The organism is Aeromonas sp. ZOR0001, assembly GCF_000801015.1.
In the GTDB taxonomy this organism is placed as follows: domain Bacteria; phylum Pseudomonadota; class Gammaproteobacteria; order Enterobacterales; family Aeromonadaceae; genus Aeromonas; species Aeromonas veronii.
On record NZ_JRJY01000103.1, the window covers coordinates 74,085 to 82,460 of the forward strand.

Genomic DNA, 8,376 nt, shown 5'->3' on the forward strand with positions numbered 1-8,376 from the left:
GACTCCTTCACTCGTTACGGCATGTAGTTGAACAGGCTAAGGCCATTAACCTTGGCAAAAGCTTGCTGTTGCACCTGTAATGCCATCAGGACATGGGCCTGTCGGGTCGCTGCCTCGGCATAATCCAGCGACTCTATCTGGTTGCTCACTTCCTTGCTATAGACACCTTTCTCGGCATGGCTCTCGTCAATCTGATCCAGCAGATTGATCCGGGCACCAATCGTGCTCACCGCCTGGCTGATACTATCTTGCAGCGTCTGGCTGCGGCCGAGCATGGCTCGGGCTTGATCGACGGCGTCAGGTGCTGCGTCATTAATTGCCGTCACCATGCTATCGAGTCGTTTGAAAAAATCGTCAGGCTTCAGAAACAGCTGGTCAGCAGTCTGGTTCAAGCCCACAGTGACGCCGTTTGCAATACTGACCTCACGCACCAGATTGTCCCCCTGGTAGCTGTAGTCACCACTCGCCTGCTTTACCAATGCAGTCTGATCAACCTTGCTACCGGTAAAGAGGCTGGAGCCACTCTCGTTACGCGCATTGGCCAGATCCAGCAGACCATCCTTGATAATGGCGACCTCGCTGGCTACCGCTTTACGATCCGCATCCGACAAAGAGCCTGTTGCAGCTGTCTGGGTCAACTCCCGCAACCGCATCAGCATGTTGGTCATGGTTTCAAACTGCAGTTCCCCTTGAGAGAGCTGGCTCTTGGCGTTGGCAATATTTTTCTGGTACTGCGCCATCGCCACCTGCTCTTTCTGCAAGCCCAGCAGTTGCACACTGCCAACAGGATCATCAGAGGGCTGAAGAATGCGTTTTTGCGTGGAGATTTGGCGATCAAGCCGGGCATATTCACCGAAGCCATGCTGCAAATTGTCTAGCATGCTGAGCTGGATCTGGTTGGTACTGATGCGCATGGTCACCCTCCTCAGAACATATTCAGAATGGAATTGAAGAGTTGTTCCGAGGTGCTGATCACCTTGGCATTGGCCTGATAAGCCTTGGTGTAAGCCATCACTTTCACCCCTTCCTCATCGGTATTCACCCCGCTAACACTGCTCAGCTTGGCCGCCATCTGTTTTTCCATATTGGCATCGGCCTGCATGCTCGCTTTCGCCTGCCCGCTCTGCACCGCCATCTTGCCAAGCAGGGCACTATAGGCATCGTATTGGCCATTTTTTATCGTCAGCAGGTCCTGCAGGTTGCGGTTATCGCCCTTGCCACCACCGGCCTTGGCAAAAGCCAGGTCGTCTCCGGTAAAACCATCAGCCACCCGCAATGTTCCCAACGCATTGATGTAGTTACCATGGATATCTTTTGTTTCGTCAAAAGCGAATAGCCGTTTCCCGGTTACTCCATGAAGGTCAAAACCACCGGCCTGTTTATCATTGAAATCCTTTGCGAGCTTGCCCGCTATCTGATTCAGCGCCTCTCTGGTCGGTCGCAATACTGTGGTGCGATAATCCATCACACCCGCCAGCGAACCACCGTGCAATTTAGGAACTTCAAACGTCTGACCACCGAAAGCGAGGCTGAGTTTATCGCCAGCAAGCGCGAGAGTACTGCTGCTTCCCCCCAACACCAGCGGCTGTCCTTGCGGCAGGCTGATCGCGAAAGCGCCGTCACTCTGACGATTTACCCGCACTTCCATATAGGTCGACAACTCACGAACAACCTGTTCGCGACTATCTTCCAGCGCTGAGGTATTGACTCCCTTGGCTGCTTGATCGCCAATCTGGACATTCAATTCGGCCAGTTGTGACAGGTAGCTGTTCACTTGGGAAACAGTGCTGCTCAACTGATCGTCGATCTGTTTTTCCTGGGTGACCAGGCTCTCGTCCAGCTGGGTAAAGCGGTTGGCGAGCGCCCCAGCCGAGCTGACGATCTGGCTGCGCTGTGCCGGGGTTTCCGGACTGTCGAGCGCAGCACTGAGCGAGGCAAAAAAGCTGTCGAGCCCTTTTGCGATATTCATCGACTCACTGCCCAGCAACTGCTCTGTCGTATTGATGTACTGATGAAAGGCATAAGAAGAACCGGTGGCCGAACGGCTACGCCAGTGTTGAGCAACCAGATAGTCATCCGTTACCCTGCGTACCCCTGTCACCTCGACACCGGCACCATTATCCAACCGCCCGAAACCGGACAGACTGCCCATCATGGCTTCCTGACGGCTATACCCGATGGTATTAACGTTCGCGATATTCTGGGCGGTCAGGTTCAATGCAATCTGGGCTGCATTTAGTCCGCTGGCGCCGATATTGAGCAGTGACATCAGTCAACCTTCTTCATTTTTGCCGAGTTGAGAGGCTGGCTGAACGCAGCCAGGGTCTGCTGCTCTGAAGCGACCACCCCGTCCGGATTCTTTAATGACGGAGCTAGCTGATTGACCATCTGCTCCCGCAGACCGATGCCACCTCGCTTAACCATGCTCATTGCCAACTGGCTGTCATACATATCACGATAGAGGGATTGCCCCTTGATGATCTTGTCGTCCTCATCCTGCAGGGCATCCGTCGCCGAGCGCATATGTTTGAGCACGGTTTGCAGAAAACTGACTTCAAACTGACCGGCTGCAGCATCCAGCGCGGCACGCTGATCCGGGTTGCTTTTGATTTGCTGCAATTCATTGAGATCCTGATAAAAACCGGGATCCGAGCTAATTCTGGTCATGATAGTCCTTAGATAACCACCAGCTCACCCTCAAGGGCGCCAGCCTCATTGAGCGCTTGCAAGATGGCCATGACATCATCGGGGGTTGCCCCGAGTGAATTGACAGCCTTGACGATCACTTCCAAGGAAGTGCCATCCGGCCAGACAAACATGTTGTTACGTTCCCGATCGACCTGGATCTTGGAGTTGGGGGTCGTGGTGGTCTGCCCATTGGAGAAGGCGTTGGGCTGACTGACCGTCTGACTCTCGCCAATGGTCACCGTCAGACTGCCATGACTGACGGCAGCCTTGTGAACCTTGACCCCCTGCCCCATCACCACAGTACCGGTTCGACTGTTGAAGACCACCTTCGGCCGCTCCTGACCCGGATCCACCTTTATATCTTCCAACAGTGCCATAAACGCGATGCGCTGACTCTCGTCCCTGGGAGCAGCAACCTGAACCCGCCCGGCACTCACCGCTCGGGCGACCGGCCCCAGCTGATGGTTGATGGCTCGCTCCACATTGCGCGCGGTCTTGAAGTTGGGTTGGTGCAGATTGAGAGTCACTTCCGGCTTTTCGGCAAAATTGCTGACCACCTCTCGCTCGATGGTGGCGCCATTGGGGATAATCCCGGCTGTCGGCACGTTAATCGTGACCGATGAACCGGATTGCCCTTCCGCTTTCACCCCGGCGACAACCAGATTGCCCTGCGCCACGGCATAGACTTCACCGTCGATACCACGCAGGGGGGTCAGCAACAGAGAACCGCCACGCAGACTCTTGGCATCACCAATGGAAGTCACGGTTACATCGAGCAACTGCCCCTTGCCAGCCAAAGCGGGTAGCGTGGCTTGGACCGAAACGGCTGCCACGTTCTTGAGCTTGGGATCGAGATCGTCCGGTAACTGCACGCCAAACTGCTTGAGCATGTTGGCCATGGATTGGCCGGTAAATTTGACCTGGCTTTTGTCACCGGTCCCGGAGAGACCGACCACCAGACCATAACCCACCAGCTGGTTGGTTCTCAGCCCCTGCACATCGGCAATATCCAGCAAGGCTCGTTTGGCCGGTGCGGCAGCCTGACTAACCCAGGGCAAGCAGAGACACAGCAGGGCGATAAACCATCTGTTCATGTGATTCCTCAAAATGGCGCAAACGCCGAGCTAAAGAAGCGGCCCAGCCACCCCATCTGGTTACTGTCGGCGAGGGCACCGCGACCGGCGTAGGTGATGCGGGCATCGGCAATGCGCTGGGACGAGATACGGTTGCTCTGGTCAATATCTTCAACCCGAACCATGCCGCCCAAGCGGATATACTCATCCCCCTGATTGAGACGGATCCACTTTTCACCGCGGATCCCCAGCACTCCGTTGGGCATCACTTCTGCCACGGTCACGGTAATGGAACCTGCCAGGGTATTTTGCTGACTGGAGGTCGCTCCGCCATCAAAATCCCGATCCGCACTGAGGGCGGCCCCCCAATCGGGGCGCAGTTTACCGCCAATAGAGGGGGCCGGCACATTCATGCTGCTGTTTTTGCTCATGCTGGTATTGGCTTTCTTGCTCGACTGGGTACGCTCTTCCAGCACCACGGTGAGAATGTCACCAACACGGTAAGCACGCCGATCCTGAAACAGGGTCATCATGTAGTTGCCACGATAGAGGCCACCATCTTCGCCCTGCGCAGCCGCGGTCACCTTGGGACGGGATGGTGCCCATTTCTCGTCACCCGGCTCGGGTGCCTGCAGCTCATAGGTGGCACAGCCGCCCAGCAACAATACCAACCAGATATAACGCAGCATCGACTTCATCATTACAGAGCCTGAGTGACAAACTTGAGCATCTGATCGGCGGAAGAGACCACCTTGGCATTCATCTCGTAAGCCCGCTGGGTCGTGATCATGTCGACCATCTCCTCAACCACGTTCACGTTGGAACTCTCCAGCGTGAATTGCTTGACGGCCCCCATCGCCTCTTCACCCGGTACACCTTCAATGGGCTCACCGGATGCACCGGTTGCACGGTATAGGTTGCCACCGAGCGCTTCCAGACCTGCCGGGTTGGCGAAATTGGTCAGGGTGATACGGCCCAGCTCGACACTCTCTTGCTGACCCGGCAAAGATGCACTGACGGTACCATCCGTACCAATAGAGATCTTGGTAGCGTTATCGGGGATCTGGATCTGCGGCACCATGGGCAAACCATCCGCGTTAACCAGTTGCCCCTCGGCATTGCGATGCCATTGACCATTGCGGGTATAGGCCGTCTCGCCATCTGGGCGCTCAACTCCGAAGAAACCGGCACCGACCACCGCCATATCCAGCTCCTGATTGGTATTCTGGAATTGGCCGGAGGTGAAGACCTTCTGGGTACCCACTACCCGCACACCATTACCCATCTGAATACCGATAGGAGCCAGATTCTGCTGATCTTGCTGAGCTCCCGGCTGGCGCTGCACCTGATAGAAAAGATCTTCAAACGCTACTCGATCGCGCTTGAAGCCGACCGTGTTCACGTTAGCCAGGTTGTTGGAGATACTGGACATCTTGGCATCTTGTGCCGACAGACCTGTTTTACTGACCCATAATGCTGCGTGCATTGTTATTCCACCTTGTTCATCAAGCCCAATCCACAAAGGAGTAGCCGGATACCGGACATCAGCCCGATACCGTCAATCTCAACCCTGACCGGAAATCAATCTAGCCCCTTGACGAGCCTGATCATCCGCCGCTTTCATCAACTTGACCTGCAGTTCGAAATTGCGGGTCAATGACATACTGCTGACCAGCTCATCCACGGCATTGACGTTGGCCCCTTCCAGAAAGCCGGATGCCATTACCACCTGCTCGCTACTTTCGGCATCCCCCCCCTGGCGCATCCGGAACAAGCCATCGTGGCCTTTTACCAGCTCAACCGGATCCGGATTGACCAGCTTCAGGCGGCCAACATCGAGCCGGGCGCCACCACCCGGAGGAGTGATGCTCAGGGTGCCATCCTTGCCGAAACTGATGTCACGATAAGCGGGCAGCACCAGCTCGCCACCCTCCCCCAGCACCGGCCGACCATTGAGGGTCAACAGCCCGTCAGCATCCGCTTCCAGGTTACCAGCACGGGTATAGGCCTCTTTGCCATCCTCAGTCTGTACGGCAAGAAAGCCTTCGCCACGAATCGCCACATCCAGCTTGCGACCCGTCTGCATCAGAGGGCCTGCTTTGAAGTTGGTGCCCGCCATCTCCTCCTTGGCCATCACCCGGCTCTGGTAACCATCGCCCGTCAGGGCATAAGCAGAAACCCGCTCAAAGTCAGCCCGAAAACCGGCGGTATTGACGTTGGCCAGGTTATTGGCCCGGATTTGCTGGGCCATCAGGGTATGTTGCGCCCCGGACATGGCGGTGTAGATAAGCTTTTCCACGGGTTACCCTTAGAAGGAGTTGAACAGAACCTGGGTCATCTTGTCAGCGGAACTGATAGTCTTGGCGTTGGCCTGATAGTTACGCTGGGAAGTCATCAGGCTTACCAGTTCACCGGTCAGATCCACGTTGGAGCTCTCGTAGGCCCCGGCAGTCAGCTTGCCCATGGTGCCGGTCCCCGGCGCCCCCAGTACCGGCTGGCCGGAACTGAACGACTGTTGCCAGGTGGTGTTGTTGGTCTGCAGCAGACCATTGGGATTGGTGAAGTTTGCCATCACGACCTGGCCCTGCAACAGGCTCTGACCGTTGGTAAAGGTGGCATAGACACCGCCATCGGCATCAACCCGTACACCGGTCAGGTCACCTGCGGTATAACCATTGGACTGGTTGCGAGTGGCGTTAAAATCGGAGGCATACTGGCTGACCCGGCTCATATCCAGTTGCAATGTAATGGGAGAGGCCCCCGTCTTCGCGGTAGGATCCAGCGTCAAGCTCGTTGTCGGGGCTGTCAGTAACTTTCCATCAGCGCTAAACACCATTTTTTCACCGCCGACGGGTGTCACATCAGCATCATTGAAGATGTAATGAACATCCCACTTGTTCGGGTCTGTTTTTACAAAATACTGGGTAACGGTATGCTCAGATCCGAGAGAGTCATACACCTTGCTGGATTGGGAATAGTTAAAGGTCTCTGACTTTTTCGGGTCGAACTTATTAGCAGCTACCGTCTGATCAATTTTGCTGGCATCGGCTTTGAGGTTTGCCACAAACTCCAGCTTGTCGGATGCCTTGGCTGGCAGGCTGCCCGCCTTGACCTGAATATCCCCGACCACACCGGATTGCAGTTTGCCAGCGTCATCCGTGGTATAACCCTGCAGACGGGTACCACTCGCCGTGGTCAGGTAGTTACCGCTATCACGCTGGAACATGCCCGCTCTGGTGTAGGAGGTTTGTCCGCTGCCATCTTTCAGCACAAAAAAGCCACTGCCAGAAATCGCCAGATCCAACCCGCGCCCGGTGCGCATCACATCACCGTTGCGATCAAAGTTCTGGGAGACGTTGTTCATCTCGACACCGCCAGCCTGACCACCACCATAGATGGCAGCAAACTCGGCACGGCTGGATTTGAAGCCTGCGGTACTGGCGTTAGCAACGTTGTTACTGATAACGCTCAATTCCTGGTTTACGGCGCGCAGGCCGCTCAATCCGATACTGAAAGACACAGTGTCGCTCCTTTCTGATTACGCTGATTTGCCGAACTGGATTGCACTGAACAGCGGGACATCGCCCACACCGGCAACCTGCAGCATGATTTCACCCGTACCGGGCAAGGCAACACGTTCAACCTTGCTCGCCACATAATTTTTGGTCGCCACCAAGGTCTTGCCCGCTGAGGCCTTGACCTCAAAGCGGTACTCTCCGGCAGGAAGGGGGGACAGTTCATAATCCAGCCCGCCCGCCTTGCTCTCACCCCAACTCTTGCTGGCCACCAGCACGCCGTGCTGGTCATACACTTTGAGATCCACTTGCTCCGCCGCACCTTGCAGCTCGATTTGACCGCGGATCTTGTGCTCTTGCTGTTGTTTAAGGGTTTTGCTCGGCACCATGACCTCTTTGTCGACCAAAGCGGTACTCTGCAACACCTGCTGGGTATCCATCTTGGTGTTGCTCTGTAACTGAAGCTTCTTCAGCCCTTCGACCCCTTCAACCATGCTGAACTGGGCCAGCTGGGCGACATACTGGGCACCATCAAGGGGGTTGGTGGGGTCCTGGTTCTGGATCTGCGCCACCATCATCTGCAGGAATTCGTTACGCAACTGCATCCCGCTATTCTGGTTGGCTTGCGTTTCCTGAGCAGCACCGGCGCCATTGCTGGCGATCTTGGGGTCAGCAACAGCCTGACCCGTACCACGCGCCGTATCCAGACTGCTTATCTGTGGCAGACTCATGGGCTTAGGCTCCCTGACCAAGACGCAGCAAACCTTGCTGCATACTGTTGATCCGGTTGATCACCTCTACCGAGGTTTCAAAACCGCGAGAGGCACTCATCATGTCGGCCATCTCTTCCACCACGTTGACGTTGGAGTAGTAGACAAAGCCATCCTGATCGGCCATCGGGTTGGTCGGCTCCAGCCGTTTCTCGACCTGACGGTCGGACTGTACGATACCCGCCACTTGCACCGACGCAGCTCCGAGGCCATCGGCATCCTGAATCTTCTGATAGAGAGTGGAAAAAACCGGCTTGATGGCACGAAACGCGGCATCTTCACTGGCGGCCGCGCTATCCACGTTGGCCAGGTTGGAGGCTACGGTATCCA

General features: G+C 55.9%; 10 protein-coding genes. All 10 read right to left on the bottom strand.

Translation table 11 applies throughout. The features are described 5' to 3' along the window. Window positions 1–14 precede the first annotated feature (14 nt). Complete coding sequence (lfgL, locus tag L972_RS12905) at window positions 15–914, bottom strand: lateral flagellar hook-associated protein LfgL (RefSeq protein WP_047438680.1); 900 nt, start codon at window positions 912–914, stop codon at window positions 15–17. 11 nt (window positions 915–925) lie between these two features. After that, complete coding sequence (gene lfgK, locus L972_RS12910; RefSeq protein ID WP_047438681.1) at window positions 926–2,269, bottom strand: lateral flagellar hook-associated protein LfgK; 1,344 nt, start codon at window positions 2,267–2,269, stop codon at window positions 926–928. Continuing rightward, a complete protein-coding gene (locus tag L972_RS12915; protein WP_005336207.1) occupies window positions 2,269–2,667 on the bottom strand; it encodes a rod-binding protein in 399 nt (132 codons plus the stop codon). Before L972_RS12915 ends, lfgK begins: the two co-directional genes overlap by 1 nt. A gap of 8 nt (window positions 2,668–2,675) precedes the next feature. After that, on the bottom strand, window positions 2,676–3,782 hold the full coding sequence (fgIL, locus tag L972_RS12920; RefSeq protein WP_047438683.1) for a lateral flagellar basal body P-ring FlgIL: 1,107 nt from the start codon (window positions 3,780–3,782) through the stop codon (window positions 2,676–2,678). A gap of 8 nt (window positions 3,783–3,790) precedes the next feature. Then, window positions 3,791–4,462: a flagellar basal body L-ring protein FlgH gene (flgH, locus tag L972_RS12925; RefSeq protein WP_047438686.1), complete on the bottom strand. Its 672-nt coding sequence runs from the start codon at window positions 4,460–4,462 to the stop codon at window positions 3,791–3,793. Beyond that, complete coding sequence (lfgG, locus tag L972_RS12930; protein ID WP_047438688.1) at window positions 4,462–5,247, bottom strand: lateral flagellar basal-body rod protein LfgG; 786 nt, start codon at window positions 5,245–5,247, stop codon at window positions 4,462–4,464. Before lfgG ends, flgH begins: the two co-directional genes overlap by 1 nt. A gap of 78 nt (window positions 5,248–5,325) precedes the next feature. Continuing rightward, entirely contained in the window at window positions 5,326–6,060 is a 735-nt protein-coding gene (gene lfgF, locus L972_RS12935; protein WP_047438690.1) for a lateral flagellar basal-body rod protein LfgF, read from the bottom strand. A gap of 9 nt (window positions 6,061–6,069) precedes the next feature. After that, the gene (gene flgEL / locus L972_RS12940; protein WP_047438692.1) at window positions 6,070–7,281 is read right to left on the bottom strand and encodes a lateral flagellar hook protein FlgEL; all 1,212 of its coding nucleotides are present in this window, start codon (window positions 7,279–7,281) and stop codon (window positions 6,070–6,072) included. An 18-nt stretch (window positions 7,282–7,299) separates the two neighbouring features. Beyond that, a complete protein-coding gene (locus L972_RS12945; RefSeq protein ID WP_047438693.1) occupies window positions 7,300–8,007 on the bottom strand; it encodes a flagellar hook assembly protein FlgD in 708 nt (235 codons plus the stop codon). 4 nt (window positions 8,008–8,011) lie between these two features. Beyond that, window positions 8,012–8,376: flagellar basal body rod protein FlgC (flgC, locus tag L972_RS12950; RefSeq protein ID WP_047438695.1), on the bottom strand; the 365-nt coding region annotated here is incomplete at its 5' end.

Coding starts and splice junctions, on each gene's coding strand:
- lfgL (WP_047438680.1), bottom strand. CDS start 914: ATGCGCATCAGTACCAACCAGATCCAGCTCAGCATGCTAGACAATTTG.
- lfgK (WP_047438681.1), bottom strand. CDS start 2,269: ATGTCACTGCTCAATATCGGCGCCAGCGGACTAAATGCAGCCCAGATT.
- L972_RS12915 (WP_005336207.1), bottom strand. CDS start 2,667: ATGACCAGAATTAGCTCGGATCCCGGTTTTTATCAGGATCTCAATGAA.
- fgIL (WP_047438683.1), bottom strand. CDS start 3,782: ATGAACAGATGGTTTATCGCCCTGCTGTGTCTCTGCTTGCCCTGGGTT.
- flgH (WP_047438686.1), bottom strand. CDS start 4,462: ATGATGAAGTCGATGCTGCGTTATATCTGGTTGGTATTGTTGCTGGGC.
- lfgG (WP_047438688.1), bottom strand. CDS start 5,247: ATGCACGCAGCATTATGGGTCAGTAAAACAGGTCTGTCGGCACAAGAT.
- L972_RS12945 (WP_047438693.1), bottom strand. CDS start 8,007: ATGAGTCTGCCACAGATAAGCAGTCTGGATACGGCGCGTGGTACGGGT.